Genomic DNA, 25,496 nt, shown 5'->3' with positions numbered 1-25,496 from the left:
CCTCGGTGCTCGGTGTGTCTGCGTCGGACGGGTACCCGGTCATCCTCTCAGGCCGCCGGCCCGGCCCGGCCGCTGCCCCGGCCCGGCCGGCGTTCCGGTGGATCCGGACCGGAAGCGGGCAGACTGTCGGACATTCCGAACAAAGGGTTGACGGATGCCGGCAGGCCGATCAGGGAGCGCACGGCGGGCGGAGCGGCGCGGGCGACTGCGCCGCACGGTCCTCCTGTCGGCGCTGCTCGCCGCCCTCGCGGTGGCCGCCCACCGGCTGGGGCCGCGCGAGGGGGACGCCGACGGCCGCGGCGGGGCTCCCCCGCGGCCGGAACGGGTGACCTCGGTGCCGGTGGGGTTCACGGCCTCCTCCGCCGCCGGGCGGCCCCAGGGCGAGGGCCGCCCGCTGCGCTGGCGGGTGGAGGTGGAGAACGGCAGCGGCGTCGACCCGGACGACGCCGCCCGGGCCGTGGAAGCGGTCCTCGGGGACCGGCGCGGCTGGACACGCGACCCCGCGAACGGCTTCCGGCTCGTCGGCCGCGGGGAGCCGGTGGACTTCACGGTCCGGATCGCCACGCCCGCCACCACCGACCGGCTGTGCGAGGTGGTCACCCCCGAGCTGGTCGGGGAGGCCAACTGCCGGGCCGGGCACACCGTCGTCGTCAACCTCAAGCGCTGGCAGGAGGGCTCGCCCCGGTTCAGCGGCACGCCGGCGGAGTACCGGGCGCTGATCGTCAACCACGAGGTGGGCCACGAGCTCGGCCACGGCCACCAGACCTGCCCGCGCCCCGGAGCCCCCGCCCCGGCGATGATGCAGCAGATCAAGGGGCTGCTCGGCTGCACGTCCAACGCGTGGCCCTACGCCGCCGACGGCACGTACCTGGCGGGCCCGCCGGCCCCGTAGGCCATGGGCCGCCCCGCTCAGAGGCCGTTGCCGGAGACCGCCGTGCCGCAGCTGCTCGCGGTGCCGCGACTGCGGGTGCCGTCGCGGCCGCCGCCGTCGCGGTCGGGCCGGCCGGCGGGAGCGCCCTCGGCCGCGCGGCGCCTGCCGGACGCGGCGAGGAATCCCGCGACGCCCGCGGCGACGCCGGCGACCGTGAACCCGACGGTCTTCTTGTGCAGGGCCATCGCGACCTCCGGAGCGGTTCGGGAACACCCGGCACTGTGCCCCGCCCGGAAGGTCCCGACACCTCGCGCGGCTCCGGCGCGCTACCGCCGCCGGTGCAGGAGACGGCCCGCGATGACCGTGGCCACGCACGTGGTCGCGCCGCGTTCCAGCAGCTCCGCCTCGTCCGCCACCGCGAACACCGCGAACCGGGCCGGGGCGCCGGCCTCCAGCACCCCGTGGTACGCCTGCCCGGCCGACTCCCGCCCGGCGAGCGGATCCAGGACGGGCGTGCCGTCGTACGGGGCCGGCGGCACCACCGCCAGGCCCGAACGGACGACCGCGGTGCGCACGGAGGCGGTCGTGAAGCGCCCGGCCACCGCCACCACCCCGCGCGCCAGCAGCTTCTGCGTGCCCCGCCGGGCGCTGTTGCCCCAGCGGGCCTCGGTCATCTTCAGCGCCTCGAGCGCCTCGGCCCCGGTGATCGGGTCGGCGCCCAGCTCGGTGACCTCGTACGGGTCGTCCGGGTAGTACGTCCGCTCCAGCAGTTCGTCCGCCCCGCGCGCGAGCAGCCCCGGGGTGAGCACCCCGGGCCAGCGGCGGACCCGGGCGTGCGGCGCGGCCGCGCCGAGTTCCCCGTACGGGCCCACGCGGACGGCCCGGTCGCCCTCGACCAGGACCGCGCCGTCCTCCAGCGGAACGGCGCCCGGTCCGGTGACGAGGAGCTCGGCGGTGTGCAGCGTCAGCATGGGGCGTCAGTTCGTGGAGATGAGCTTCAGCTCGGGGTGCGCGGTGCCCCCCTCGATGGCGGTCGAGGAGATGTGCGAGACCACGCGGTCGTCGACGGGGTCGTTCGCCGGGTCGTCGTGCACCACGAGGTGCTCGTACGTGGTCGCGCGCTGCGCGGGGACGCGGCCCGCCTTGCGGATCAGGTCGATGATCTCCTGGCGGTTCGAGCGGTGCCTGGCGCCGGCCGAGGAGACCACGTTCTCCTCCAGCATGATCGAGCCGAGGTCGTCGGCGCCGTAGTGCAGGGCGAGCTGGCCCGCCTCCTTGCCGACGGTGAGCCAGGAGCCCTGGATGTGCGCGATGTTGTCGAGGAAGAGCCGCGCGATGGCGATCATGCGCAGGTACTCGAAGACGGTCGCCTGGGTCCGGCCCTTGAGGTGGTTGTTCTCGGGCTGGTAGGTGTACGGGATGAAGGCGCGGAAGCCGCCCGTGCGGTCCTGGGTGTCGCGGATCATCGCGATGTGCTCGATGCGCTCGGCGTTGGTCTCGCCGGTGCCCATCAGCATGGTGGAGGTGGACTCCACGCCCAGCCGGTGGGCGATCTCCATGATCTCCAGCCAGCGCTCGCCGGATTCCTTCAGCGGCGCGATCGCCTTGCGCGGGCGCTCCGGCAGGAGTTCCGCGCCGGCGCCGGCGAAGGAGTCGAGGCCGGCTGCGTGGATGCGCCGGATGGCCTCCTCGGCGCTGACGCCGGAGATGCGGGCCATGTGCTCGACCTCGGACGCGCCGAGGGAGTGGATGACCAGCTGCGGGAAGTCCTTCTTGATCGCCGAGAAGTGGTGCTCGTAGTACTCGACGCCGTAGTCCGGGTGGTGGCCGCCCTGGAACATGATCTGCGTGCCGCCCAGCTCGACGGTCTCCGCGCAGCGGCGCAGGATGTCGTCGAGGTCGCGCGACCAGCCCTTCTTGGTGTCCTTGGGGGCCGCGTAGAAGGCGCAGAACTTGCAGGCCGTGACGCACACGTTGGTGTAGTTGATGTTGCGCTCGATGATGTACGTCGCGATGTGCTCCGTACCGGCGTAGCGCAGCCGGCGCGCCGCGTCGGCGGCCTGGCCGAGCGCGTGCAGGGGGGCGTGCCGGTAGAGGTCGAGGGCCTCTTCCCTGGTGATCCGGCCCCCTGCGGCGGCGCGGTCGAGGACGGACTGGAGTGCGGCCAGGTCGGTCACCGGTGGATCACCTTTCGGCGGTGTGTCAAGGGTCCGGACCGAGCCAGCCTACGCCAGCGGCCGTGGGCCCCTTCCAGGGCGGGGGTCACGGGCTGCGGGTGAGGTCCCCCTCGGGGTTGCCCGCCGCCTTGTCGCCCGACGTGTAGTGCAGCGAGCCGCCGGCGTTCAGGCTGAACCGCTCGTCGGCGGAGCCTCCCGCGCAGATGCCCGGAGCCGGATTGGGGCCGCCCGCCGTGTCGAGGACCAGGGAGCGGTCGGTGGCGGAGACGAGCTTCCAGTCGCCGCTGCAGTCGGTCCCGAGGAGCGGCAGGACCGACTTGTCCCGGGCGACGACCTCGCCGGTCCTGCCGCCCTTGATGGTGATCTCGAACTGGCTGGTGGCGCCGAGGTGGGTGGTGACGGTGCCCTTCCAGGTGCCGATGAGCTCCTTGGGGACGTCGGTGCGGGTGCCCTTGGGCGGGGCCTGGGAGCCGGACGGGGACGCGGACGGCTGGGCGGAGTCCGGCGCGGAGCCCGCCGGGGCCGGGGAGTGCTGCGGCGGCTTGCCCGCCACCTCCCGGTGCTCCCCCTGGCCGGGCAGCAGGCCCGTCGCGTACAGCCCGCCGGACAGCGCCGCCAGCACGCAGGCGGCGCCGAGCACCAGGGTGCAGCTGAAGCGGCGGCCGGCCGCGGTGAGGGTGACCCCGCGGGTGTCGTCGGCGGTGCGCGGCTTCGGCACCCCGGCCCCCGCTCCGCCGGCCGTCTCGGTCGGGGCGCCGTACACCCCGGCCCCCGCGCCGGCGGATCCGTACGGGCCGGCCTGCGCGAAGGAGTCCGGCGTCCCGAAGCCGACCCCGGCCGGGCCCCCGTACGAAGGGTCCGGCGTCCCGAAACCGGCGCCGGCCGGCCCCCCGAAGGACCCGGCCGTGAACGGCACCGGCCCGGAGCCCGAACCGGCCGGGGCGGGCGACCCGAAGCCGGCACCGGCCGGGGTCCCGGTGCCGGACCCGGAACCGGCCTGGGCCCGGGATCCCGACCCGGCCGCCGTGCCGTACCCCGCCGGGTGACCGGCACCGGCGCCCGGGCCGGAGCCGGAGCCCGCCGCAGCCCCGGCGGGATCGGCGTCCAGGTCCAGCAGCGCCACCGCCGCCCGGGTCGCCTCCTCCACCAGCGGCGCCGGCAGCCACCCCGGCGCGCCGAGGGCGCCGCCCAGGGCCGCCGCGAGGTCCTCCGGCCGCGGCCGCCCGGACGCCGTCTTGGCCAGGCAGGACCCGATCAGCTCGCGCAGCTCCCCCGCGGGGATCCCGTCCAGCTCCGGCGGCTCGTGGACCACCTTGTAGAGGAGGGTCGCGGAGTTGTCCCCGGTGAAGGGCGGCCGGCCGGTCGCCGCGAAGGCCAGCACCGCGCCCAGCGAGAACACGTCCGAGGCGCCGGTGACGCCCTTGCCGAGGATCTGCTCCGGGGACATGTAGCCGGGCGAGCCGATGGAGACCCCGGTGGAGGTCAGCGAGGCGGTGCCCTCCGTGGCCCGGGCGATCCCGAAGTCGATCAGGCGCGGCCCGTCCAGGGTCAGCATCACGTTGGAGGGCTTGACGTCGCGGTGGACCAGCCCCAGCCCGTGCACCGCCACCAGCGCGCGGGCCAGCCCCGCACCCACCGCCCGTGCCGAGGCCTCGGGCAGCGGCCCGTGCCCGGCCACCGCCCGGTCGAGGGAGGGGCCCGCCACGTAGCCGGTCGCCACCCACGGCACCGCGGCGTCCGGGTCGGCGTCCAGCACGGGCGCGGTCCATTCCCCGCCGACCCGCCGCGCGGCCTCCACCTCGCGGCGGAAGCGTGCGCGGAACTCCGCGTCGGCGGCGAAGTGCGGGTGCACGATCTTGACCGCGACGGTCCGGCCGCCGGCGCTGCGCCCCAGGTAGACCCGGCCCATGCCGCCCGCGCCGAGCCGGCCGAGCAGCCGGTACGCCCCGATGGTGCGCGGCTCGCCGGCTTCGAGCGGCTGCATCGCGTCCCCCGTCCCCCGAGATCCGTGTGTGCGAACAGACAGCACCTTAGGGGGTGGCGGGGGCGCGTTCCCGCCGAATACCGCGCGCTTCCGCCGCCGCCCTTCGCATTCGCCTACGGTGGAGCTGAATACGAAAGGCGAACGAATTCCCGGCAAACGGAACATTCCCGAAGAGGGAAGGGGAAGGCCCGCCGGGAAACCGCGATCAGTGATCCGGCGCGGCCGCCTGGAGCAGCTCCACGCGGACGTCCGCGTCGTACCCGGTGTCCGCTCCCGTGCGCCGCGCGAATTCGCGTACGCCGGCCAGCTGCTCGGGTCCGAAGCGGAAGTCGAGGGTGGTGAAGTAGCGCTGGAGGAGCTCGGCGTCGAAGGCCTCCCAGCGGGCCGCCTGCTCGGCGACCTTGACGACCTCTTCCAGGGAGACGTCCCGGGAGGCGAGGAACGCCTCGTGGACCTCCCGCACCACGGCGGGCTCGCGCTCCAGGTAGTCCTTGCGGGCGGCCCAGACGGCGAAGACGAACGGCAGCCCCGTCCAGTCCTTCCACATCCGGCCGAGGTCGTGCACGGCCAGCCCGAGCCGGGGCGCGTCGTGCAGCGAGGCGCGCAGCGCGGCGTCGCCGATCAGGACCGCCGCCTGCGCCTCCTGCATCATCAGCCCCAGGTCAGGGGGGCAGGTGTAGTAGTCGGGGCGGACTCCGTACTGCTCGGCGAGGAGCAGCTGGGCCAGGCGTACGGAGGTGCGGGAGGTCGACCCGAGGGCGACCCGGGCGCCGTCCAGCTGGTCCAGCGGGACCTGCGAGACGATCACGCAGGACATCACCGGGCCGTCGCAGCCGACCGCCAGGTCGGGGAAGGCGACGAGCCGGTCCGCGTTGCGGAGGAACTCCACGAGGGTGATGGGGGCGATGTCCAGGTCACCCTGGACGAGGCGCTCGCTCAGCTTCTCGGGGGTGTCCTTGGTCAGCTCCAGGTCCAGCAGCGTGCCGGTTCGGGCCAGCCCCCAGTAGAGGGGCAGGCAGTTCAGGAACTGGATGTGGCCGACGCGGGGCCGGCTGCGATAGACGTCCACATCGCGAGACTAGCCCCGCTTCTCCGTCAGCGATCGAGCGGGTCTTCAAACGTCCGAGTGACGTGATCTTTCCCTCTGGTCTCGGCCCGAGGGTGCGTGCTAGGCTCGACGCAAGTTGCAGTTTGGTTTCCCTTGCAGTACGAGGCCTGCGGAGCATGTAACCCGCAGGCTTTTGTAGTTTTCAGACTTCTTAGCAGGTTCTGGAGCAGGGCGACCCTTTGGCCCATAGGAGGGCTCATGGCTACCGGAACCGTGAAGTGGTTCAACGCTGAAAAGGGCTTCGGCTTCATCGCCCAGGACGGCGGCGGCCCGGATGTCTTCGTCCACTACTCCGCGATCAACGCCTCTGGCTTCCGCTCCCTCGAGGAGAACCAGCAGGTCAACTTCGACGTCACGCAGGGCCCCAAGGGTCCGCAGGCGGAGAACGTCACCCCGGCCTAGTCGCCAGGCCGGCCGATCGCGGTCGGAATTCGCAGTACCCAAGGAGCCCTGCCTCCTCCGTGTGAGCGGAGGGGGCGGGGCTCCTGCCTTTTTCCCGTCCCGGTCCGTCCGCAGCGCCGTTCGGGGTGCGCTGATGGTTCCGCTGGGTGACCGTTCATCACATGGTGTGTTCGCCGGGGGCGGGCCGGGGAGGCTGGGTCCCGTCACCGAGGCCGGGCACGGGAAAGGAAGCACATGAGGAAGCTCGCTTGGGCCGCACGAGGAATCTCCGCCGTATCCGGGGCCGTGCTCCTCGGAGCGCTGATGGCCCCGTCCGCGGCGGCGGCCGGCGGTCCGACGCCGGACCCGGACCCGCACGGCAAGAACCGGTGCGGCCCGGTGGCGCGGCACGTCAGCTCCGCCGCCCCCGACTTCTCCTTCGCGCTGGGCACGGTGTTCCGGCTGGCCACCGACCGCGAGGGGCACACCTTCCTCAATGACAGCCGCAACCAGGGCGTGTGGATCAACCTGAACGTCGTGCCGAACGCGCCGAGGTGCGTCGTGGACGTCGCCGTCTCCGTCGAGGAGAACTCCGGGGGCCGGCTCACCCTCACGCTGCTCAGCAAGAGCGGCGTGATCTACGAGGCCCGCTGCACCACGTCCTCGACGCCGTTCAGCCCCACGAACCTGCCGGGCACCTGCGGCGTCGGCTTCCAGGCCCTCCAGGCCACGCCCGTCGTCTAGCGCTCCCTGCGGCGCGACGCCGCGACAGGAGACGGCCGGTCGCCCAGGGCGGCCGGCCGTCTCGTGTGCGGAGCTGCGGGTCAGGCCTTCGGGGTGGTGACCTCGATCGTGACGATCAGCTCGGTCTTGTCCGCCGTCCGCAGCCGCAGGTGGTAGGTGCCCGGGGGGACGTCCGTGGTGAGCAGGTCCGGGAGGGCGGTCGTGCCGTCGGCGCCGGTCTCGGGCAGCTCCAGGGCGAACAGCTTCTCGCCGGCCGCGGCTCCCTTGAACCAGGGGCCCTTGGCGGTCTTCGGGTCCACGGGGGTCCAGACGCCCGGCTTGCCCGCGACCTCCTCGACCAGGGCGGCGGTCAGCCGGGCGCCCGCCACCGGCTCGCCGCCGCGGGCGGCCCGGAACTCCAGGCCCTTGACGGCGGTGCCGGGGGAGGCCTTCACCGGTCCGGTGCCGTCGGTGCGGGTCACCACGAGCGGCTCGGCGGCCGGCTTGGCGGTGACCTTGCCGTCCAGGGCCACGGTGAGCTGGCTCTTGGCGTCGTAGGCGGTGGCCCGCAGGGTGAAGGTGCCCGCCTGCGGTCCTGCCTTGAGCCGGGGTGCGGTGGCGACGCCGTCGGCGTCCGTACGGACGACCACGCTCGACTCGTCGCCGAAGACGAAGCCCGTGCCGCCGGTGGTGTCCTGCTCGACGGCGACGACCACGGCCTGGCCCGCGGCCGGCTTGCCGTCGCTGAGCAGCGCCTTGAAGCGGGTGCCCTCCGCGAACAGGCTGCCGGCCTGGGCCTCCAGCTTCGCGTCGCCGACCCGCTCCAGCTTGGCCAGGGTCGCGGGCGCCGGGGTCGGCTTGGACGGCTCCGGCGTCGGCGTCGGCTTCGAGGGCTCCGGCTTCGGGGTGGGCTTGGGGTCCGGGGTCGGGCGGGACGGGTTCACCGGGGTGCCCGGCCTCGTCGCCGGCGGCTGCGCGGTGGGGACGTGCGGGGTCGGCAGGGTCGACGTGGGCGGGGTCGGGTAGGTGCCGACGGGCGGGTTCGGAATGCCCGCGGTGCCGTCCTGCTGGTACTGGCGCATGTAGCCGAGGACGGAGTTCACGTACTCGCGGGAGCTGTTGTAGCCGAGGATCGCCTTGTCGAGGTCGGCCGGCAGCGAGAGGTCCTTGCCGCCCGAGCAGAGGTAGAGGCCCGCGCCGAGCGCCGCGTCGTAGATGTTGTTGGCGTCGCGCTTGCCGTCGCCGTTGCCATCGGCCTTCCAGGTGGCCCAGGTGGAGGGGATGAACTGGAGCGGGCCGAAGGCGCGGTCGTACTCGGTGTCCCCGTCCCACTCGCCCTTGTCGGTGTCGAGGATCTTCGCGAAGCCGTTGCCGTCCAGGCGCGGGCCGCGGATCAGCTTCTCGGTGGTGCCGTCGGACTTGAGCCCGTAGCCGGAGGCGTGCACCGACTCGACGCGGCCGATGCCGGCCAGCAGCGCCCAGGGGAGCTTGCAGGTGGGCAGGGCCGCGGCGACCGCCACCTCGGCGCGCTTGTAGGCGTCCAGGGCGGTCGCGGGTATGCCGGAGGCCCCTTCGGCCGCGGTGCCCGTACCGGCGGCGGGCGGGACCACCGGGTCGGCGAGCTGGCCGGGCAGGTCGAGGCGGGCGTCACCGCGGTCGGCGGCCTGGGGGCTGTCGGGCGTGGGCTCGGCCTCGCCGGCGCCGGCGACCGGGGTGTTGGTCACGACGGCGGCGGTGGTCAGGCTGGCCGCGAGCGCGGCGGTGCACAGGACCTTGCGTGAGGTGTTGACTACGTGGCGGTGAAGCGGCTTCACGGTGCGGCGATCCCCCCAAGGCGGCCGTCAAAGGCGTGCGGCCGGTCGGGCCGCGATTGTTCTGTCTATCAGGTATTCCGATACGACTCACCATCGCCCCCGTAGATATGACACACCATTCGTCTCGGCTTCACCGTCCTGTCGCCCAGGACGTCCAGACCGTCTCCGGCGGTCCTGCGGCCGGGCGGGGAAGGTGCCGCAGCAGCCCGCCCGAAAGGCCCCGAACACCCCTGCTGCTGCCGCTCCGTGGGCCTTTACGACGGTTGTCGGGGAGGGCGGCCGCGAGGGGGGCCGGGGCTGTCAGGGGAGCCTGGTACGTTCGTGGCCCATCGAGCGCACTGCTGTTCGGCACCTCCTCTTCCGTGACAACACCCGGAGGAGGCAACGGAATCGGTCCGGGGTGCCCGGCCGGTCGCCGCTCCCTGCCCGCGCCGATACCGAAGGCCTGCCATGACCACTCCGCCGAATCCCTACTCCGGAGCCCCGGTTCCGCCGAACCCGCACCCCGGCCCTCCGGCCGGGCAGAACCCGTACGGCCAGAGCCCGGCGGGGCAGAACCCGTACGCCCCCGCCCCCGCGGCCGCGCACCCGGCCGCCGCGCCCCCGGCCGGGCAGAACCCGTACGCCCCGAACCCGGCCGCCCCGAACCCGTACGGCCCGTCCGCGGGCGGCCCCGGCCACCCGGCCGCCGGCTACCCGGCCCCCCACCAGGGCCACCCCACGCCCGGCTACCCGGCCCCCGGCCCGGGCCACCCGCAGCAGCCCCAGCCGCAGCACCCGCAGTACGCGGCCCCGTACCCCCACGCCCAGGCGCCCGGCTGCCGCAACTGCGGCGCCCCCGAGGCGGCGAACTTCGCGGTGCGCGCCCACGTCGGCGTACTGGTCCTGATGCGCTTCCACACCCTCAACGGGCCCTTCTGCCGCCAGTGCGGGCGGGCGCTGGTGCGCACCATGACCACCAAGACCCTGTGCCAGGGCTGGTGGAGCCCCCTGTCCCTGGTGGTCTTCACGCCGTTCACGCTGCTCTGGAACCTGATCGCCGCGATGAAGTTCGCCAAGCTGCCGCACCCCACCCCGGCGCCGGGGCACCGGCCGCTGGACGAGGGCCCGCCGGTGCACGCGCGCCCGCTCGCCTACGTGGCGATCATCCCGCTGCTCTGGGCCACCTGGGTCGTGGTCAACATCGTCCTGGACGTGACCGGGCGCCGCTGAGCCCGCCGGGGGCCGGCCCCCGGCGCCGCACCCCTTCACACCGGTGGCCCGCCCCCCTACCCTGACGGCCCGTCAGATTCCTGGACCGAGCCGCCTGGGGGCGCGTCATGCTGCTGCGAGGGAAGACCGTCGTCGTCTCCGGTGTGGGGGCCGGGCTCGGCCACCAGGTGGCCGCCGCCGTGGTCCGCGACGGCGGCAACGCCGTCCTCGGCGCGCGCACCGAGGCCAACCTGGCCAAGTCCGCCGCCGAGATCGACCCGGACGGCACCCGCACCGCCCACCTGCCGACCGACATCGGCGACGAGCGCCAGTGCGAGGCCCTCGCCGCCCTCGCCCGCGAGCGGTTCGGCGGCATCGACGCCGTCGTGCACGTCGCCGCCTGGGACTCGTACTTCGGCGGCCTGGAGGACGCCGACTTCGGCACCTGGCAGCAGATCCTCGACGTCAACCTCCTCGGCACCCTGCGCATGACCCGGGCCTGCCTGCCCGCCCTCAAGGCCGGCGGCGGCTCCGTGGTCTTCATCGGCACCCAGTCCGCCGTCGCCGCGCCGAGCGAGGTCCGCCAGGCCGCCTACGCCGCCTCCAAGGGCGCGCTGACCTCCGCCATGTACTCCCTGGCCCGGGAGCTGGGCCCGCACCGGATCCGCGTCAACACCGTGCTGCCCGGCTGGATGTGGGGCCCTCCCGTACAGGCCTTCGTCACCTTCACCGCCCACGCGGAGGGCGTCCCCGAGGCCGAGGTCCACCAGCGCCTGACGGGGCGGATGGCCCTGCCCGACCTCGCCACCGACGGGGACGTGGCCGATGCCGCCGTGTTCCTCGCCTCCGACCGGGCGCGGGCGATAACCGGCCAGTCCCTGCTGGTCAACGCCGGTGAGCTGATGCGATGACGCCCTCCACCGGCACCCGGCCGGATCGTATGCTCGCCCCATGACCAGTGCGAGCGACGCCCCGACCGACAACGCCATGCGCCGTGCGCTGCGGCGGGCCCGCGACGGCGTCGCGCTCGACGCGGCCGAGGCGGCCGTGCTCCTGCGGGCGCGCGGCGCGGCGCTGGAGGACCTGGCGGCCTCCGCCGCCCGGGTCCGCGACGCGGGCCTGGCGGCCGCCGGCCGCCCGGGCGTGATCACGTACTCGAAGAGCGTGTTCATCCCCCTCACCCGGCTGTGCCGCGACAAGTGCCACTACTGCACCTTCGCCACCGTCCCCGGCCGGCTGCGCCGCGCCGGCCACGGGATGTACATGTCCCCGGACGAGGTCCTCGACATCGCCCGCCGGGGCGCCGCGCTCGGCTGCAAGGAAGCCCTCATCACCCTCGGCGACAAGCCCGAGGAGCGCTGGCCCGAGGCCCGCGAGTGGCTGGAGGCCCACGGCTACGACGACACGATCTCCTACGTGCGGGCCGTCTCCATCCGCATCCTGGAGGAGACCGGGCTGCTGCCCCACCTCAACCCGGGCGTGATGTCGTGGTCGGACTTCCAGCGCCTCAAGCCCGTCGCGCCCTCCATGGGGATGATGCTGGAGACGACCGCCACCCGCCTGTGGTCGGAGCCCGGCGGCCCGCACCACGGCTCCCCCGACAAGGAGCCGGCCGTCCGGCTGCGCGTCCTGGAGGACGCCGGGCGCTCCTCGGTGCCCTTCACCTCCGGGCTGCTGATCGGCATCGGGGAGACGTACGAGGAGCGTGCCGAGTCGCTCTTCGCGCTGCGCCGGATCTCCCGCGCCTACCACGGGATCCAGGAGCTGATCATCCAGAACTTCCGCGCCAAGCCGGACACGGCCATGCGCGGCATGCCGGACGCCGAACTGGACGACCTCGTCGCCACGATCGCCGTCGCCCGGCACATCATGGGTCCCTCGGCCTGCCTCCAGGCCCCGCCCAACCTGGTCGACGGGGAGTACGCCCGGCTGATCGGCGCCGGCATCGACGACTGGGGCGGCGTCTCGCCGCTGACCCCGGACCACGTCAACCCGGAGCGGCCCTGGCCCCAGATCGACCTGCTGGCCGAGCGGTCGGCGCAGGCCGGCTTCGAACTCCGCGAACGGCTCTGCGCCTATCCGGAGTTCGTGCGGCGCGGCGAGCCGTGGCTCGATCCCCGGCTGCTGCCGCACGTGCGCGCCCTCGCGGACCCGGAGACCGGGCTCGCCGATCCGGACGCGGTGGTCGAGGGGCACCCGTGGCAGGAGCCCGAGGACTCCTTCGCCTCCTACGGGCGCACCGACCTGCACACCGCCGTCGACACCGAGGGCCGCACCGGCGACCGCCGCGAGGACTTCGACCACGTCTACGGCGACTGGGAGGCCCTGCGCGAGGCGGCCGCGCCCGGGATGGTGCCCGAGCGCATCGACACCGACGTACGGGAGGCGCTCGCCCGGGCCGCCGACGATCCGGAGCGGCTCACCGACGGCCAGGCCCTGGCCCTGCTGCACGCGGACGGCCCGGCGCTGGACGCGCTGTGCCGGATCGCGGACGACCTGCGCAGGTCGGTGGTGGGCGAGGACGTCACGTACGTCGTCACGCGCAACATCAACTTCACCAACGTCTGCTACACCGGCTGCCGTTTCTGCGCCTTCGCGCAGCGCCGCACGGACGCCGACGCCTACACCCTGTCGCTGGAGCAGGTCGCCGACCGCGCGGCGCAGGCCTGGGACGTCGGCGCGGTCGAGGTGTGCATGCAGGGCGGCATCCACCCCGACCTGCCGGGGACGGCGTACTTCGACATCGCCCGGGCCGTGAAGGAGCGGGTCCCGGGGATGCACGTGCACGCCTTCTCCCCGATGGAGGTCGTCAACGGCGCCACCCGCACGGGGATGTCCGTACGGGACTGGCTGACGGCCGCCAAGGAGGCCGGTCTGGACTCGATCCCGGGCACGGCGGCGGAGATCCTGGACGACGAGGTCCGCTGGGTGCTCACCAAGGGCAAGCTGCCGACGGCCGACTGGATCGACGTCGTCACGACGGCGCACGAGCTGGGCATCCGCTCCTCCTCCACCATGATGTACGGGCACGTGGACCAGCCCCGGCACTGGCTCGGACACTTCCGCACCCTCTCCCGCATCCAGCAGCAGACGGGCGGCTTCACCGAGTTCGTGACGCTGCCCTTCATCCACACCAACGCCCCCGTCTACCTGGCCGGGATCGCGCGGCCCGGCCCGACGGTCCGCGACAACCGGGCGGTGACGGCGATGGCCCGGCTGCTGCTGCACCCGCACATCCCCCACATCCAGACGAGCTGGGTGAAGCTGGGCGCGGAGGGCGCGGCCGAAATGCTCCGCTCCGGCGCCGACGACCTGGGCGGGACCCTGATGGAGGAGACCATCTCCCGGATGGCGGGCTCCTCCTACGGCTCGTACAAGTCCGTCCAGGACCTGATCGCGGTCGCCGGGGCGGCGGGCCGGCCCGCGAAGGCCCGGACGACCCTGTACGGGGAGGTGCCGCAGGAGCGCCAGGACGCGGCCCGCGCCTCGGACGGCCACCTGCCGGAGCTCCTGCCGGTCCTGGACTGAGCGCGCGCGAGGGGGCTCCGGCCGGCGGCCGGGGCGGTGGCCGGAACCGTTCGCGTTCCGGCCGTTCTCCGGTCACTTACGGGCGACCCGACCGACTGCTTCCGAAAACGACCGAAGACGTCCACTACAGTGCGCGTCCTGAGCCTGGGGGGGAACAGCATGGACACGACGACGAGCACGCTGCACACCACGACGGGCACCGCCGGACGCGCGGCCGCCACCGGGCCGGGACCGGCCACCGCCCTGTGGGGCCGGGCCGAACAGCAGGATTTCCGCAGCCGGGTGCGCGGCACCCTCCTCGGCGCCGCCCTCGGAGACGCCCTCGGCGCCCCCGTCGCCGGCCTCTCCCCCGACGCCCTCCGCGCGGCCCACGGCCCGGCAGGACCGGCCGGACCGGCCCCGGCCCGCGGCCGCCGCGGCGCCGTCACGGCCGCCACCCAGCTGACCCTCTTCACCGTCGACGGCCTGATACGGGCCCACGTCCGCCGCGACACCGGCGCCTGGCACCCGCCGACCGACGTCCACCGCGCCTACCGCCGCTGGGCCGCGACCCAGCACGACTGGGGCCCCGACGAGCGGCGCGAGGACAACGGCTGGCTCGCCAACGAGGAGTGGCTCTACGCCCGGCGCGACCCCGACCGGGCCTGCCTGACCGGCTTCGCCGACGACACCCTCGCCACCCTGGAGAAGCCGAAGAACCCCACCGCGCGCGGCGCCGCCCCCGCCCTCCGCTCGGCCCCCTTCGGGCTGCTGGTCGGCTGGGAGCCCCCGCTCGTCCTCCAGCTCGCGGTCGAGTGCGCCGCCCAGAGCCACGGCCACCCCACCGCGTACCTGGCCGCGGGAGCCGTCGCGGTGATCGTCCACGGCATGACCCGGGGCGAGGCCCTGGACGCCGCCGTCCGGCGCGCCCTCGTCCTGCTCGCCGCCCGACCCGGCCACGAGCCCGTCACCGAGGCCCTGGGGCGCGCGGTCACCGCCGGCACCCGGGGCGTGCCCGGGCCCGGCCCGGTCGAGGCCCTCTCCCGCGGCGGGGCCGACGTCCCGGACGGGCCCGACGCCGCCGACGCACTCGCCGTCGCCGTGTACTGCGCGCTCGTCGCCGAGGACGTCCCGCACGGCCTGCGCCTGGCCGTCGACCACGGCGGCGACTCCGCCGCCACCGGCGCCCTGTGCGGCGCCCTCCTCGGCGCCCTGCACGGCGAGACGGCCCTCCCGGCGCCCTGGCTCGCCGAACTGGAGGGCCGCCCCACCCTCCTGGAACTGGCCGACGACTTCGCCCTGGAGATGACCCAGGGCGCAGCCCTGCACGGCCCCGCGGTCACCTCACCGGGCTGGCTGGCCCGCTACCCCCGCGGCTGACACCCGGGGGCGGGCCGCTCAGGCGTGCGGCTGCCTCGGGTGGATCCACAACGCCTCGCCGACGGCGCAGAGTTCCCCTCCGGCGGTGGCCAGGGCGGTGCCCACGGTGTACTTGCGGCCCTCCGCGCCCAGCAGCCACGCGTACGACACCAGCCCCGCGGCCGCCGGAACCGGGCGCAGCAGCCGCCCGGCCAGCGACGCCGTGACCGCACCGGCCGGGCGGCCGCCGCCCAGCAGCCGGCCCGCCGCGTTGCCCGGGCAGTCCAGCGCGGCCCACGCCAGCTCCGGCGGCAGCAGCCCGTCGCCGTCGAGGAGCCCGGCGTCCGGGGTCCAGGCCGTCGCGACGAGGTCCCGCCCGGGCACCGGCCCGCAGTGCAGCCGCAGCCCCGTCGCCGGGGTCCTGCCCAGCCCGCAGCCGAAGCAGTCGACCTGCCCGGCCGGCGGATCCGCCCGGTAGGCGTCGGCGGCCTTCGAAGCCTCCGCCCAGGAGGGCGCCCCCGGCACCTCCCCGCCCGGCGCGGCCACCGCCGACGCCGAGGCGAGCAGCACCCCGTCCCCGTCGAACAGGGCGGCTCCGCCGGCCGCGTCCGGATCCAGCCGGACCGCCGTACCGGTCGGCACGGGCCGCCGGAAGTCCACCCGGACCGCCTCCGCGCCGGCCGCCAGGCGCCCGGCGAGCAGACCGGCGACGTAGCCGCCGAAGGCCACCCCCGGATAGCCGTGCAGCGTCTCCGGAACCGTGATCGTCTCCATCGAGTCCATGGCCCCCACCTCATCACACGCCGTGCGCCGGGCACCCGGCCGGCCGCTTCACCCGCGCCGCCGGCCGCGGGCCCTGCCGCCCTCGCGGGTGAACCCGTACCTTGGCCCTCCCGACGTCTCGGAGGTGCCCTCGCCATGCGGATCGCCACGACCATCTTCCTCACCGACCGCACCGTCTCCCCCACCCGTCTCGCCCGCTCCCTGGAGGAGCGCGGCTTCTCCGGCCTCTACCTCCCCGAGCACACCCACATCCCCGTCAGCCGCGACACCGACGCCCCCATGGGCGGTGAGCTCCCCGAGCAGTACGGCCGCACCCTCGACCCCTTCGTCGCCCTCGGACAGGCCGCCGCCGTCACCGAACGCCTCCACCTCGGCACCGGCATCACCCTCGTCGCCCAGCACGACCCCATCGGCCTCGCCAAGCAGGCCGCCACCCTGGACCACCTCAGCGGCGGCCGCCTCACCCTCGGCATCGGCTACGGCTGGAACGTCGAGGAGGCCGCCGACCACGGCGTCGACTGGCGCACCCGGCGCGAACGGGTCCGGGACCACATGGCCCTGATGCGCGCCCTGTGGTCGCCGGAGCCGACCGCGTACGAGGGCCCGTACGCCTCGGTCCGCGCCAGCGCGGCCCACCCCAAGCCGGTGCAGCCCCCGCGCGAACTCGGCCCCGGGCGGCCGCTGTACGGCCCGCGCACCCTGATCGGCGGCGCGGCCGGCCCGAAGCTCTTCGCCGCCGTCGCCGACCACGCCGACGGCTGGCTCCCCATCGGCGGACGCGGCCTGACCGAAGCCCTGCCGGCTCTGCGGCGGGTCTGGGAGGACGCCGGGCGCGATCCCAAGGAGCTCCGGGTGGTCCCGTACGCCGTCCAGCCGACGCCCGGCAAGATGGGGCACTACGCCGACCTGGGCATCGAGGAGGTCGTCCTCCAGCTCCCCTCGGCGCGGGAGGCGGAAGTCCTGCGCCACCTGGACGACTTCGCCCAGTACCTCTGAACCACCGCCGCACGGAACCGGATCACCCCGCCCGCGCGTGTCAGCGGGTGATGCCCGCCGCCCGCCCGGACGGCCGGTGGCCTGGCCCGTGTTTCGATCGACTCGCTCCTGGGGGACCTCCCGTGCACAGCAACCTGCGTATCTCCGTCGCCGCCGCAGCCGGAGTCGCGGCCGTCCTCACCCTGACCGCCTGCGGCAGCGGCAGCAAGCCGGCCGAGGACAAGAAGCCGAGCGCCGCCGCCCCCTCCGCCCCGGCGGCCTCCCCGTCCGCCCCCGCCGCCGCCGCGGGCACCCTGGACGGCGGCTGGATCGCCATGGCGACCCCGGGCAAGGGCGTGGTGCTCACCGTCAAGGGCCAGCGGGCGTTCGTGGTCGAGGCCGCCACCGGCCTCACCTGCGAGGGCACGACCAACGGCTCGACCCTGGACCTGAAGTGCCCGGCGGGCGCGACCCGTTCGAAGGGCAAGGTCGACTCGGTGGACGCCACCACCCTGAAGGTCACCTGGGAGGGCGCCGGCCAGGACACCTTCCAGAAGAGCGAGCCGGGCAAGCTGCCGTCGCTCCCGGCGCTGCCGAAGTCGTAGGACGCACGCACCGGTCCGCCGCCCCGCACCGGGGGGGCGGACCGGCCGGCTCAGGCTTCGAGGTCGAGGTCGAACGCCGTCTGCACGGCCACCCGGACGACCTCTCCGGCTGCCGACCGCCCCACCCACACCGGGTAGACCCCGTCGCCGCCCGTGCAGAACACCGCGAGGTCCGCACCGAGGCTCCCGCCGTCCAGGTGCATGCCCGCGACGGAGTCGGAGAGCCGGCCGTGCTCCGGGGACCCCTTCCGCCGCGCCCGCTCCAGCAGGTCCCGCAGCTCGTCCCAGGCCCCGGCGTCGCCGAAGGCGCCCGTGGCCGCGTCCGTGCCGAAGCCGAAGGCCTCCCCGGCGCGGAGCCGGAGCGTGTCGTCACCGGGCCCGAGCGCCATCTCCCAGGCCGCCACGGGGGCGTCCCCGATCCGCAGCCGGACGGCCGCCACGTCCTCGTACGACCCCCAGTGCTCCTCCTCGACCTCGACCCAGGCCGCCTCGACGGGGTACGTGCCCGGCGGCACCGCCACCGTGACCCCGGACAGCCCCTCCCCGGTGTCCGGGCAGGCCACCGCCAGCACCCCGCTGGGCAGGCGCAGACTGCCGCACGGCACCGGGTCGAGGACCTTCAGCCCGGGGATCGGCGTCCCGGGCCGGAACACCCGGTCGAAGTCGGCGGGCCCGCGCAGCCGCGAGGACTCCCGCCGCCAGCCGGCCGCCTCCCCGTCCAGCCGCGCGGCCACCCAGTGCGGGAGCACGGCCGCCACCGGGAGGTCCGGCCAGTCGTCGAAGCCGGGCCGGGCCGTCCACAGGTCCCCGTCGGCCACCTCCACCTCGGCCTCCAGGGAGTCCCCGCGCATGCCCCCGGGCTGGTGCGAGATCCGCGCGGTGCCCTCGGCGGAGCACTCCACCGCCGTCCGGGGGCAGTCCACCGCGTACTCCGCCGTCCCCTCGTCCGGGTACCGCCGCACCAGCAGCCGCCGGACCAGCAGCCGCCCCGCGTCGTCCCGCAGCCGCAGCTCCGCCTCGGCGGTCCGGCGGCCGTGCTCGTCGTACGCCCAGGCATCGACACATCCGGCCCGCCAGGCCACCATCCGCACCCCGAGGGGCACTGCACGGCCCGGGGCGCGGTAGACCACCGCGTACGGGAGCCCCTCCGCATCCCGCGCCCTGGCCTCCTCCAGGGTCAGCTCGCGTCCGCCGGTACGGGACGCCGCGTGCCAGGACTCCTCGAAGGTCACGTACGTCGCCTCAGGCATCGACGGTGGCTCCGACCCGCTCCGGGAGGATCTCGGGCATCCCCTCGACCAGCACCACGACGCCGACCAGCTCGCCGTCCTCGGAACGGCCCAGCCAGACCGGATAGGTACCGTCCCCGGTCGTCGCGAAGGCCATCAGCTCGCCGCCGGTGGCCGTGTCCCAGGTGCGCTGCATGAACATGGAACCGTCGGCGAGGTCCTCGTACCCGTCGAGGTCCGGCTCGCCCTTGATCAGCCCGCGCTCGAAGAGCGAGAGGAGGGTCCCGAAGGCCCCGGCGTCGGCGAAGCAGCCGGTGGCGCCGTCGGTGTCGAAGCCGGCTATCTGCCCCTCGATGAAGATCCGGAGGTCGTCGTCCGCGCCGAGGGCCATCTCCCAGGACGCGGCGGGGGTCTCGCTGACGAGCAGGCGGACCGCCGTGGGGTCCGTGGTCGTGACCTCGGCGTTCCGCCACTCGCAGTGGTAGGTGTAGCGGACCCGGGCCTCGTCGAGTACGTACTTGCCGGGCGGGACGGGGACGGTGATCGCCGGTTCCTCGTCGCAGTTGTCGGGGCCGGAGACGGCCAGCAGCCCGCTGGGCACGCTCAGGGTGCCGACCCGGTGCGGCTCCACGACCGTCTGCTCGGGGTGGTACCCGTCGGTGACCCGCACCCCGGGCCGGAACAGCTCGCCGATCCGCCCGGGCTGCGCGGGCCGCGGCGGCCGCCAGCAGGTGGCCGGGGCTTCCCCGCCGTCGCCCTCGGAGACCACGGCCGCCTCGAAGACCGGCGGCTCCGTGAGCCCGTGCATCCGGGCCGAGAGCAGCGGCCACTCCCCGAAGGCGGGCCGGTCCATCCAGCGCTCGTCGTCGCGGAGGCCGGCCGAGGTGGAGTACCCCCGGGGCTCCTCCGACCGCCGTCCCCGACCGTCCGGGAAGAGGTCCAGGACGACGCGCGGGCACTTCGGGTCGAACTCGGCCGTCTCCGGGCCCGGATAGTTCCAGGCGGTGGAGTACCGGTGGAACAGCCGCTGCGGGTCGTCCAGCAGCCGCAGGTCCAGGTCGAAGGTGCGGCGGCCCTGGTCGTCGTAGACCCACAGCCCGACGTAGTGGTCCCGCCAGGACACGAGCCGGACCTCCAGCGGCGCCTCCCGGCCCGCCGTCCGGTACACCGCCACGTATGGCAGCCCGGCGGCGTCCCGCTCCCGCGCCTCCCCGGCGGTGATCGGCCGCCACGGCGTGCGGGCCTCCGGGTCCCACGCCCGCGCGTACCCCACCTCGACGACCATGGCCGCTCCTTGCTCGTGTCCCGTTGCCTGTGCAAGGTAGCCGCCACCGGTGACAGCGGCCCTACCGGGCCAGTTCCGCCCAGACGGTCTTGCCGATGATCCGGTCCATCACCCCCCAGTCGCTCGCGAGCGCGTCCACGATGCGCAGCCCGTGCCCCGACTCCGCCTGGTACTCCTGCGGCTGCACGGCGGGGCGGCGGTCCCGGCGCGGGTCGGACACCTCCAGACGCAGGACGCCGCCGGTGGGATCGCCGTCCAGCAGGGTCATGCGCAGCTCGAAGTCCCGCCCGAGGACCCGCCCGTGGGTGACGGCGTTGGAGGTGAGCTCCGCGACGAGGAGCCCGGCGTCGGCGGAGAGCCGGGTGCCCTCGGGGACACCCCAGTCGTGCAGCGAGACGAGGGCCAGCTGCCGGGCGAGGCGGGCGCCGCGGGGGGTGCAGCTGAAACGCTGAGTGAACACGCGTACGAAGGCCGGGGGGTGGCCGGAAGGTGCGGTCATGAGGAGAACATCCCGTGTGGACAGGGGAGTTCCCAGCAAGGCGACTACTACTGTTCAACAGTAGTAGTCCAGTGGCTGGACAGGTGCAGTCACCGACCGTGAGCATGGTGGTGGGGAGGTGACCGCTATGACCACCGGTGATGACAGTGACGGGAACGACAGCGGTGACAAGGAGGCCTCGACACCGGATCCCGACCTCTTGGACTTCGGGAGGACCGTCAAGGCCTTCCGCAAACGCGCCGGCTGGACCCAGGAGGAGTTCCGCCGACGGGTCGGGTACTCGCTCCAGTACGTGGCCTCGGTGGAACAGGGCCGCCGCCACCCGTCGGCCGCGTTCGTGCGGAAGTCGGAGGAGGTCCTGGACGCGTTCGGCGTCATCGAGATCGCGGCGAAACGGCTGACGCGCAGGCGGGGGCTCGCGTCGTGGTTCAGGCAGTGGGCGGACCTGGAGCAGGACGCGGTGGCGCTCAATACGTACGAGTGCCGACTGATACCAGGGCTGCTACAGACGGAGGCGTACGCGCGGGCGCAGATCCGCAACGTCCCGCCTCTGGCGACGGTAGTGGAAGCGGACGCCCGCATTACCGTCCGGATGGCACGGCAAGAGCTGCTGTTCAAGACGCCTTACATTGCCTTCAGTTTCATCATCGAGCAGTCGGTGATCGAGCGGGAGACAGGCGGTCCGGAGGTGACGCGCGAGCTCATCGACCACCTGCTGGAGTGCACGAAGCTGCCCAACGTCGACATCCAGATCATGCCGAAGGTCAGCCCGGAGCACGCGGGCACCGATGGCCCCTTCCGTCTCCTGGAAACCGGGGAGAACGAGTGGCTGGGGTACAGCGAGGGACAGCAGTCGGGCCAGGTCATCAACAGCCCGAAAGACATAAGTCTTCTCCACCAGCGGTATGCCAAACTGCGCATCCAGGCCCTCAATCCCGCAGACAGTGCGGGCCTGTTGATGCGAATGCGAGGATCCCCGTGAACAGCTCCCAGGGACAGTGGTTCAAGAGCAGCTACAGCAGCAGCCAGGGGGACAACTGCGTCGAGGTCGCCCTCTCCTGGCACAAGTCCACGTACAGCGGCAGCCAGGGCGACGACTGCGTCGAGGTCGCCGCGTGTGCCGACACCGTCCACGTCCGGGACTCGAAGCTCACCGCGAGCCCGGAGCTGGCGGTCAGCCCGGCCACCTGGACCGCGTTCCTCGGCGGGGTCACCGCCTAAGGCGGAGGGATCGGGCCCGGCGCCGCCACGCCCGGGGCCGGACGCCAAAAGCGCCCGTCAGGCAGGGCCTGACGGGCGCCGAGGAAGTAGTCGGCATCGCGCTGGAACCGGACACCCGGCACGGCGCTGCGTACGTGCGCCCAGACGCTCGGCGCCACCCGGTACTCGCCGGCCACCATCCAGGGATCGTCCCCCAGCACGAAGAGGTGGCGGATCTTCAGGAACTGGTCGCGGGAGAGGGACACGGACTCGACTATCTCTTCGTCCTCGTCGCCGAAGCCGGTCAGATCCCAGACGAGGTTGTACCCGTCGGCGAATGGATAGTCGCTGCTCACCCGCCTCAAGCTAGGCGGCACCCACCGGCGGCCGCACCTGCTTTTACGGGGGCTCAGGCGCCGAACACCGCGTCGGTCAGGGCGCTCTGCACCTTCGCGAACGCTTCCGCGGCCTTTGCCATGTCCAGCCGGGCGTCGCCGGTGGTGAGGGAGGCGGTGAGGGTCGTCCCGCCGTCGGGCGAGCTGTACATGAGGGCGCCCCAGCCCCAGAAGCCGCCGTTGTGGGTGTAGAGCGTGCCGTGCTCGGACTCCTGGACGATCAGGCCGAGGCCGTAGCCGAACTTCGGGTGCGGGGTGCGCATCTCGGCGAGCAGCGGGGCGGGCAGGAGCCTGCCGCTCATCAGGGCGGAGAAGAAGGTGTGCAGGTCGCGGGTGGTGGAGATCATGTCGCCCGCGGCGGAGATCCAGGAGGGGTTGGCGCGGGTGACGTCGACGGTCTTCCAGTCGCCGCCGTGCTGGTAGGTGTAGTAGCCGTGGGCGTGCGGCTCGGGGATCTCGGGTGAGGCGTCCGGGACCAGGGTGCCGGTCAGGCCGAGCGGGTCCAGGATCCGCCGCCGCATCTCCTCGGCGAAGGGGCGGCCGGTGACCTCCTCGACCAGGAGCCTGAGGACGACGTAGTTGGTGTTGGAGTAGCTCCAGTCCGTTCCCGGTGCGAAGCGGGCGGGCTTCGAGAGGGCGAGGCGGACGAGTTCCTCGGGCCGGTAGGTGTGGAGGAGCTTGTCCACCCAGTCCTGGCCGTCCCAGGCGATGCCGGGGGCGGTGGTTCCGTCCTCGTAGTACTCCCCGGTGAAGTTGAACAGGCCGCTGGTGTGCTGGAGCAGCATCCGGACGGTGATGCGCCGGTCCAGCTCGTACGCGGGGAGGTAGTCGTCCGCCGGGCCGTCGAGGGCGATCCGTCCGTCGGCGACCAGCTGGAGGACGAGGGTGGCGGTGAACGTCTTGGTGTTGCTGCCGATGCGGAAGTGGCCGTCGGGCTGCGGTGGGGCGCTGTCGCCGAGTGCGCGTATCCCGGCGCTGCCGGCCCATTCGCCGTGCCGGTCGTTCACGCGCAGCTGCACCCCGGCCCAGCTGCCGGATGCGGCGATCTCCTCGATGGTCTTCTGCAGTGCGGGGCGGTCGTTCGGGGTGGTGGTCATGGTGGTGGGTTCCTCCGGTGTGCGGTGGCGGGGTGGGTTCAGGCGGTGCGGGCGGTGATGTCGCCGTAGGCGGTGGTGGCGTGGATGGTGAGGGCGGGGGTGCCGCCGGTGTTCTGGAGGGCGTTGTGGATGCGGCCGTAGGAGGTGCCGGCGTCGAGGGAGGCGGTGACGCCGGGGGCGGCGCCGACGGAGATGTCGCCGTGCTCGGTGCGCAGGGTGAGGGTGCCGCCGGTGGCCTCGGTGATGGCCAGGTGGCCCTTCTGAGTGCGGAGGTCGGCGGAGCCGGACAGGCGGCCGACCGTGATGTCACCGGCGGCCAGGGTGATGCGGGCGCCGGCGGCCTCGTCCAGCTTGACGGTGCCGTGGGCGCTGTCCAGGGTGACCTCGCCGAGGCGGCCGACACCCCGGATCTCCGCGCTGGCCGCCTTCGCCTCGACGTGGGAGCCGGCCGGGAGCTGGACGGTGACCTCGACGGCTCCGGAGGCGCCGAACGCCTGGTTCTTCTGGGGGGCGTTGATGCGCAGGACGCCGTCCCGGTAGTCGACCGTGGTCTCCTCGGCGGCCTTCACGTCGCGGCTCTTGGAGGCGTTCGCGGGCAGGACCTCGATGGTGGTGTCGGCGCGGTCGGCGGCGATGAAGCGGATGTTCCCGGCGGGGACGTCGAGGACGGTGGTGATGGCGGCGGGGGTGGTGAACTTCTGCATGGTGGCCGTTCCTTCGGGCTCGTTGTTTCCGACGACCGAAAAGCTACGGCGCGTTCAGCGACCCGGCAACATGCCTGTTGCGAAGGAATGTCATTCATGCAGCTCAGAGCCGCAATATCGTTGCACCGTCTCTAAATCTAACGCAACGACAGCTAGCTGTTCGTTGCAACGGTTGAAATATGAACGCTACGATCAAGGCCACAGCAGACACCCGCGAGCGTGAAGGAGACCGCGATGCCGGGAGGCAGGCTCACCCCGCAGGAACGCCAGCAGATCGCGCTGGGGGTGGCCGACGGCCTCGCCTACGCGGAGATCGCCCGACGGCTCGACCGCCCCACCTCGACCGTCACCCGCGAGGTGATGCGCAACGGCGGGCCCGCCGGCTACCGCGCCGACCTCGCCCAGCGCGCCACCGAACACCGCACCCACCGCCGCAAGCAGGCCGCGCCCCGAGGGGCCCAGACGTCCCCGCCGGCCCACGGACGCGACCCGGAGGCGGTGCGCGCGTACGAGGAGATGTTCACGACCGTCCTGATGCAGTCGGGCCTCCCCAAGATGACGGCCCGCGTCCTCGTCTCCCTCTACACCGCCGACAGCGGCACCCTCACCGCGTCCGAACTCGTCCAGCGGCTCCAGGTGAGCCCGGGGTCGATCTCGAAGGCGGTCGCGCTGCTGGAGGGCCAGGGCCTCATCCGCCGGGAACGCGACCAGCGCCGCCGCGAGCGCTACGTCGTCGACGACGACGTCTGGTACGAGTCGATGATGGCCAGCGCCCGGTCCACCGCCCTGCTCGCCGAAACCGCGAGGAAGGGCGTGAACGTCCTCGGCCGCACCACCCCCGCCGCGACCCGCCTGGAGAACATCGGCCGCTTCGTCGACTTCGTCTCCGAGAGCATCGTCCGCGCCGCCGACCAGGCCCGCGAGGTCCTCCACACAAAGCCGGCCCCGTCCCCGAACCCGGGGGACCCTGCCACGCCGTGAGTTCCGGAGCGCCGTTGACGGTGCGGGCCGGCCGGGCAGGCGGGGGTGGGCGGGGCACCGTTGAGGGGGTCGGTGGTGTGCCGGGGGCTGCCCGCCAGTCCACTGTCCTTCCGTGCCGGGCCGGTCCCTCAAGGGCGCTCCTTCGTCGCGTCGCTTCGCGATGGCCTTCGGCCACCCTTGACCGACCGGCCCGTCCCGGAATGCCAAAGACTGTCGGGAAGCCCCCGAGGAAACGGCATGGGGGAAGCGTTCAAGGACGGGCCCGTCACAGTCCCGCGAGGGACCGGACCACCTTCGGAGCTGGCGCCAAAGGGGACCACAACAGTGCGGGAGCCCCCATGCGCATCAGATCGCTACGCGCTTCTCTGGTCTCGGCGTCCGGCGGCCGTCTGGGGCTGAAGGAAGAAGCGAAGAGGCGTCTAGAGGGGGTGCATAGGCCCTCGGGGAGCGCATGCGGAGCCCTGTCGGACCCTGACGACACCTCTTCTGTCGGCAGACTCCGACAAGAGGCCACCAGCCCAGGCAAAAGGGTCGCAGACGCCCTCGGAGAGAAGCATGTAGCGATCTGACGCGTCTACCGCTCCCGGACACTGCGCACACCACCATCTCGTACGGGTCTCAGCCCCAG

General features: G+C 73.8%; 25 protein-coding genes. 12 read left to right on the top strand and 13 right to left on the bottom strand.

Features of this window, described 5'->3' with window-relative positions:
* Positions 1-154 precede the first annotated feature (154 nt).
* Positions 155-892, top strand: a complete 738-nt coding sequence (locus AB0D45_RS14915) for a DUF3152 domain-containing protein (protein ID WP_362458675.1) — start codon at positions 155-157, stop codon at positions 890-892.
* A gap of 17 nt (positions 893-909) precedes the next feature.
* Here the strand turns inward: AB0D45_RS14915 and AB0D45_RS14910 are convergent, their stop codons facing one another.
* The 5 genes from AB0D45_RS14910 to AB0D45_RS14890 form a co-directional block, all read right to left on the bottom strand.
* Positions 910-1,116 carry a hypothetical protein gene (locus AB0D45_RS14910; RefSeq protein ID WP_362458672.1) on the bottom strand — a complete coding sequence of 69 codons (207 nt, stop codon included), beginning with the start codon at positions 1,114-1,116 and terminating at the stop codon, positions 910-912.
* 81 nt (positions 1,117-1,197) lie between these two features.
* Complete coding sequence (locus tag AB0D45_RS14905) at positions 1,198-1,842, bottom strand: hypothetical protein (protein ID WP_362458669.1); 645 nt, start codon at positions 1,840-1,842, stop codon at positions 1,198-1,200.
* Positions 1,843-1,848: 6 nt separating this feature from the next.
* On the bottom strand, positions 1,849-3,048 hold the full coding sequence (gene mqnC, locus AB0D45_RS14900) for a cyclic dehypoxanthinyl futalosine synthase (RefSeq protein ID WP_362458666.1): 1,200 nt from the start codon (positions 3,046-3,048) through the stop codon (positions 1,849-1,851).
* Between the two features lie 85 nt (positions 3,049-3,133).
* Positions 3,134-5,032 carry a serine/threonine-protein kinase gene (locus AB0D45_RS14895; RefSeq protein WP_362458663.1) on the bottom strand — a complete coding sequence of 633 codons (1,899 nt, stop codon included), beginning with the start codon at positions 5,030-5,032 and terminating at the stop codon, positions 3,134-3,136.
* A 205-nt stretch (positions 5,033-5,237) separates the two neighbouring features.
* Positions 5,238-6,101 (bottom strand): menaquinone biosynthesis protein, encoded by an 864-nt coding sequence (locus tag AB0D45_RS14890; RefSeq protein ID WP_361609089.1) that lies wholly within the window; start codon positions 6,099-6,101, stop codon positions 5,238-5,240.
* Between the two features lie 237 nt (positions 6,102-6,338).
* Between AB0D45_RS14890 and AB0D45_RS14885 the strand changes: the two genes are divergently transcribed.
* Both AB0D45_RS14885 and AB0D45_RS14880 read left to right on the top strand, forming a co-directional pair.
* The gene (locus AB0D45_RS14885; RefSeq protein ID WP_007265804.1) at positions 6,339-6,542 is read left to right on the top strand and encodes a cold-shock protein; all 204 of its coding nucleotides are present in this window, start codon (positions 6,339-6,341) and stop codon (positions 6,540-6,542) included.
* 234 nt (positions 6,543-6,776) lie between these two features.
* On the top strand, positions 6,777-7,265 hold the full coding sequence (locus AB0D45_RS14880) for a hypothetical protein (RefSeq protein ID WP_362458660.1): 489 nt from the start codon (positions 6,777-6,779) through the stop codon (positions 7,263-7,265).
* An 80-nt stretch (positions 7,266-7,345) separates the two neighbouring features.
* Here the strand turns inward: AB0D45_RS14880 and AB0D45_RS14875 are convergent, their stop codons facing one another.
* The gene (locus AB0D45_RS14875) at positions 7,346-9,058 is read right to left on the bottom strand and encodes a lytic transglycosylase domain-containing protein (RefSeq protein ID WP_362458657.1); all 1,713 of its coding nucleotides are present in this window, start codon (positions 9,056-9,058) and stop codon (positions 7,346-7,348) included.
* Between the two features lie 450 nt (positions 9,059-9,508).
* Between AB0D45_RS14875 and AB0D45_RS14870 the strand changes: the two genes are divergently transcribed.
* The 4 genes from AB0D45_RS14870 (at position 9,509) to AB0D45_RS14855 (ending at position 15,136) form a co-directional block, all read left to right on the top strand.
* A complete protein-coding gene (locus AB0D45_RS14870) occupies positions 9,509-10,270 on the top strand; it encodes a hypothetical protein (RefSeq protein ID WP_362458654.1) in 762 nt (253 codons plus the stop codon).
* A gap of 107 nt (positions 10,271-10,377) precedes the next feature.
* The gene (locus AB0D45_RS14865; RefSeq protein WP_362458652.1) at positions 10,378-11,160 is read left to right on the top strand and encodes an SDR family oxidoreductase; all 783 of its coding nucleotides are present in this window, start codon (positions 10,378-10,380) and stop codon (positions 11,158-11,160) included.
* 40 nt (positions 11,161-11,200) lie between these two features.
* Positions 11,201-13,777, top strand: coding sequence for a bifunctional FO biosynthesis protein CofGH (locus AB0D45_RS14860; protein WP_362458649.1), 2,577 nt, complete (start codon positions 11,201-11,203; stop codon positions 13,775-13,777).
* 159 nt (positions 13,778-13,936) lie between these two features.
* Positions 13,937-15,136 carry an ADP-ribosylglycohydrolase family protein gene (locus tag AB0D45_RS14855; protein ID WP_362458647.1) on the top strand — a complete coding sequence of 400 codons (1,200 nt, stop codon included), beginning with the start codon at positions 13,937-13,939 and terminating at the stop codon, positions 15,134-15,136.
* A gap of 18 nt (positions 15,137-15,154) precedes the next feature.
* Here AB0D45_RS14855 and AB0D45_RS14850 read toward each other — a convergent pair whose 3' ends face one another.
* Positions 15,155-15,898 (bottom strand): hypothetical protein, encoded by a 744-nt coding sequence (locus tag AB0D45_RS14850; protein ID WP_362458643.1) that lies wholly within the window; start codon positions 15,896-15,898, stop codon positions 15,155-15,157.
* Positions 15,899-16,033: 135 nt separating this feature from the next.
* Here AB0D45_RS14850 and AB0D45_RS14845 point away from each other — a divergent pair, with 135 nt between their 5' ends.
* Positions 16,034-16,894, top strand: a complete 861-nt coding sequence (locus AB0D45_RS14845) for a TIGR03619 family F420-dependent LLM class oxidoreductase (protein WP_362458640.1) — start codon at positions 16,034-16,036, stop codon at positions 16,892-16,894.
* 122 nt (positions 16,895-17,016) lie between these two features.
* Positions 17,017-17,478 carry a hypothetical protein gene (locus AB0D45_RS14840; protein WP_361609896.1) on the top strand — a complete coding sequence of 154 codons (462 nt, stop codon included), beginning with the start codon at positions 17,017-17,019 and terminating at the stop codon, positions 17,476-17,478.
* A gap of 50 nt (positions 17,479-17,528) precedes the next feature.
* On the opposite strand, the gene AB0D45_RS14835 is transcribed toward AB0D45_RS14840, so the two are convergent.
* From AB0D45_RS14835 to AB0D45_RS14825, 3 genes are all read right to left on the bottom strand, one after another.
* Positions 17,529-18,728, bottom strand: coding sequence for a DUF4241 domain-containing protein (locus AB0D45_RS14835; protein WP_362458637.1), 1,200 nt, complete (start codon positions 18,726-18,728; stop codon positions 17,529-17,531).
* Complete coding sequence (locus AB0D45_RS14830) at positions 18,721-19,992, bottom strand: DUF4241 domain-containing protein (RefSeq protein ID WP_362458634.1); 1,272 nt, start codon at positions 19,990-19,992, stop codon at positions 18,721-18,723. The genes AB0D45_RS14835 and AB0D45_RS14830 overlap by 8 nt, the downstream gene beginning before the upstream one ends.
* A 61-nt stretch (positions 19,993-20,053) precedes the next feature.
* Positions 20,054-20,491: an ATP-binding protein gene (locus AB0D45_RS14825; RefSeq protein WP_362458631.1), complete on the bottom strand. Its 438-nt coding sequence runs from the start codon at positions 20,489-20,491 to the stop codon at positions 20,054-20,056.
* Between the two features lie 127 nt (positions 20,492-20,618).
* Between AB0D45_RS14825 and AB0D45_RS14820 the strand changes: the two genes are divergently transcribed.
* Both AB0D45_RS14820 and AB0D45_RS14815 read left to right on the top strand, forming a co-directional pair.
* Positions 20,619-21,473, top strand: coding sequence for a helix-turn-helix transcriptional regulator (locus AB0D45_RS14820; protein WP_362458628.1), 855 nt, complete (start codon positions 20,619-20,621; stop codon positions 21,471-21,473).
* Entirely contained in the window at positions 21,470-21,712 is a 243-nt protein-coding gene (locus AB0D45_RS14815) for a DUF397 domain-containing protein (RefSeq protein WP_362458625.1), read from the top strand. The genes AB0D45_RS14820 and AB0D45_RS14815 overlap by 4 nt, the downstream gene beginning before the upstream one ends.
* On the opposite strand, the gene AB0D45_RS14810 is transcribed toward AB0D45_RS14815, so the two are convergent.
* The 3 genes from AB0D45_RS14810 to AB0D45_RS14800 are packed head-to-tail and all read right to left on the bottom strand — an operon-like array spanning position 21,709 to position 23,887.
* A complete protein-coding gene (locus AB0D45_RS14810) occupies positions 21,709-22,047 on the bottom strand; it encodes a hypothetical protein (protein ID WP_361609890.1) in 339 nt (112 codons plus the stop codon). The genes AB0D45_RS14815 and AB0D45_RS14810 overlap by 4 nt on opposite strands.
* 53 nt (positions 22,048-22,100) lie before the next feature.
* Entirely contained in the window at positions 22,101-23,183 is a 1,083-nt protein-coding gene (locus tag AB0D45_RS14805) for a serine hydrolase domain-containing protein (RefSeq protein ID WP_362458622.1), read from the bottom strand.
* A gap of 38 nt (positions 23,184-23,221) precedes the next feature.
* Positions 23,222-23,887 carry a DUF4097 family beta strand repeat-containing protein gene (locus AB0D45_RS14800; RefSeq protein ID WP_362458619.1) on the bottom strand — a complete coding sequence of 222 codons (666 nt, stop codon included), beginning with the start codon at positions 23,885-23,887 and terminating at the stop codon, positions 23,222-23,224.
* A 234-nt stretch (positions 23,888-24,121) separates the two neighbouring features.
* Between AB0D45_RS14800 and AB0D45_RS14795 the strand changes: the two genes are divergently transcribed.
* Positions 24,122-24,868: a helix-turn-helix domain-containing protein gene (locus tag AB0D45_RS14795; protein WP_362458617.1), complete on the top strand. Its 747-nt coding sequence runs from the start codon at positions 24,122-24,124 to the stop codon at positions 24,866-24,868.
* Positions 24,869-25,496 lie beyond the last annotated feature (628 nt).

Source organism: Streptomyces sp. NPDC048352 (assembly GCF_040651895.1).
In the GTDB taxonomy this organism is placed as follows: Bacteria; Actinomycetota; Actinomycetes; order Streptomycetales; family Streptomycetaceae; genus Streptomyces.
Note: the sequence above shows the minus strand (reverse complement) of the source record. Positions and strands in the feature narration are given on the sequence as shown.

What these genes read in the sequence shown, in the direction of transcription:
- AB0D45_RS14835 (WP_362458637.1), bottom strand. Translation starts at nt 18,728, where the DNA reads ATGCCTGAGGCGACGTACGTGACCTTCGAGGAGTCCTGGCACGCGGCG.
- AB0D45_RS14795 (WP_362458617.1), top strand. Translation starts at nt 24,122, where the DNA reads ATGCCGGGAGGCAGGCTCACCCCGCAGGAACGCCAGCAGATCGCGCTG.
- AB0D45_RS14910 (WP_362458672.1), bottom strand. Translation starts at nt 1,116, where the DNA reads ATGGCCCTGCACAAGAAGACCGTCGGGTTCACGGTCGCCGGCGTCGCC.
- AB0D45_RS14885 (WP_007265804.1), top strand. Translation starts at nt 6,339, where the DNA reads ATGGCTACCGGAACCGTGAAGTGGTTCAACGCTGAAAAGGGCTTCGGC.
- AB0D45_RS14805 (WP_362458622.1), bottom strand. Translation starts at nt 23,183, where the DNA reads ATGACCACCACCCCGAACGACCGCCCCGCACTGCAGAAGACCATCGAG.
- AB0D45_RS14870 (WP_362458654.1), top strand. Translation starts at nt 9,509, where the DNA reads ATGACCACTCCGCCGAATCCCTACTCCGGAGCCCCGGTTCCGCCGAAC.
- AB0D45_RS14825 (WP_362458631.1), bottom strand. Translation starts at nt 20,491, where the DNA reads ATGACCGCACCTTCCGGCCACCCCCCGGCCTTCGTACGCGTGTTCACT.
- AB0D45_RS14820 (WP_362458628.1), top strand. Translation starts at nt 20,619, where the DNA reads ATGACCACCGGTGATGACAGTGACGGGAACGACAGCGGTGACAAGGAG.
- AB0D45_RS14905 (WP_362458669.1), bottom strand. Translation starts at nt 1,842, where the DNA reads ATGCTGACGCTGCACACCGCCGAGCTCCTCGTCACCGGACCGGGCGCC.
- AB0D45_RS14830 (WP_362458634.1), bottom strand. Translation starts at nt 19,992, where the DNA reads ATGGTCGTCGAGGTGGGGTACGCGCGGGCGTGGGACCCGGAGGCCCGC.
- AB0D45_RS14850 (WP_362458643.1), bottom strand. Translation starts at nt 15,898, where the DNA reads ATGGACTCGATGGAGACGATCACGGTTCCGGAGACGCTGCACGGCTAT.
- AB0D45_RS14915 (WP_362458675.1), top strand. Translation starts at nt 155, where the DNA reads ATGCCGGCAGGCCGATCAGGGAGCGCACGGCGGGCGGAGCGGCGCGGG.
- AB0D45_RS14855 (WP_362458647.1), top strand. Translation starts at nt 13,937, where the DNA reads ATGGACACGACGACGAGCACGCTGCACACCACGACGGGCACCGCCGGA.
- AB0D45_RS14860 (WP_362458649.1), top strand. Translation starts at nt 11,201, where the DNA reads ATGACCAGTGCGAGCGACGCCCCGACCGACAACGCCATGCGCCGTGCG.
- AB0D45_RS14865 (WP_362458652.1), top strand. Translation starts at nt 10,378, where the DNA reads ATGCTGCTGCGAGGGAAGACCGTCGTCGTCTCCGGTGTGGGGGCCGGG.
- AB0D45_RS14800 (WP_362458619.1), bottom strand. Translation starts at nt 23,887, where the DNA reads ATGCAGAAGTTCACCACCCCCGCCGCCATCACCACCGTCCTCGACGTC.
- AB0D45_RS14895 (WP_362458663.1), bottom strand. Translation starts at nt 5,032, where the DNA reads ATGCAGCCGCTCGAAGCCGGCGAGCCGCGCACCATCGGGGCGTACCGG.
- AB0D45_RS14880 (WP_362458660.1), top strand. Translation starts at nt 6,777, where the DNA reads ATGAGGAAGCTCGCTTGGGCCGCACGAGGAATCTCCGCCGTATCCGGG.
- AB0D45_RS14845 (WP_362458640.1), top strand. Translation starts at nt 16,034, where the DNA reads ATGCGGATCGCCACGACCATCTTCCTCACCGACCGCACCGTCTCCCCC.